An 886-nucleotide genomic window follows, 5' to 3' on the forward strand; every position below is an offset into this window, starting at 1 on the left:
GCGTAGCACCAGCCGCCAAGCAGCAGGGCCGGCATGTTGCCACCACCTTGAAGGCGCGGCTTGCCGGCGACACCGTCGCGCGGCCGTTCCGCTACCGGCATGACGGCGATCTCGCCACGATCGGCAAGCGCGCCGCGGTGATCGATTTCGGCTGGATCAAGCTGACCGGCTGGGCGGCCTGGTGGCTGTGGGGGATTGCTCACATCTATTTCCTGATCGGCTTTCGCAACCGGCTTGCGGTTTCGTTGAGCTGGCTATGGATCTACGCGACGGGCCAGCGCAGCGCGCGGCTGATCACCCAGGGCGACGACGACAAGGGCTGATCTTCTTCGGCTGCGTATGTTCATCCGCGCGTCATCTGTTGCTGATCGACTGATGTTTGGCGCGCGCAACTTCTTGAATGGACTTGGATGAGTTTCAGAGCGAAATTCGCTTTGGGGCAGGGCCTGTTACGTCGTCGAAGGAGAAAACATGTCGCAACTGCTCCATCCCGTGTCCCGCCGCGATCTCCTTGCGGGCGCCGCCGCAGGGGCACTGATCATGCTGCATCCGTTCTCCGCCCGCGCTCAAGGTAACCAGGCGCATCTCCGGATCATGGAAACCACCGACATCCATGTGAACGTGCTGCCTTACGATTATTACGCCGACAAAGCGAACGACTCGATGGGGCTGTCGCGTACGGCTTCCCTGATCGACGCCGTACGCAAGGAAGCCGTGAATTCCATGCTGATCGACAATGGCGACCTGCTGCAGGGCAACCCGATGGGCGACTACATCGCCTATGAGAAAGGACTGAAGGACGGCGACCTGCATCCGATCATGAAAGGCATGAACCTGCTCGGCTACGAGTGCTCGACGCTCGGCAACCACGAATTCAACTACGGCC

Annotated in this window: 1 protein-coding gene and 1 pseudogene; both read left to right on the top strand. The window is 60.9% G+C overall.

The window, feature by feature from the left end:
* Nucleotides 1-323: pseudogene (locus EN935_RS38070) on the top strand (NAD(P)/FAD-dependent oxidoreductase); the annotation flags it as partial.
* 148 nt (nucleotides 324-471) lie between these two features.
* A partial coding sequence (locus EN935_RS38075) for a metallophosphoesterase (protein ID WP_206534697.1) occupies nucleotides 472-886 on the top strand: 415 nt, incomplete at its 3' end.

The sequence above is a fragment of the Mesorhizobium sp. M7D.F.Ca.US.004.03.1.1 genome (assembly GCF_003998635.1).
In the GTDB taxonomy this organism is placed as follows: domain Bacteria; phylum Pseudomonadota; class Alphaproteobacteria; order Rhizobiales; family Rhizobiaceae; genus Mesorhizobium; species Mesorhizobium loti.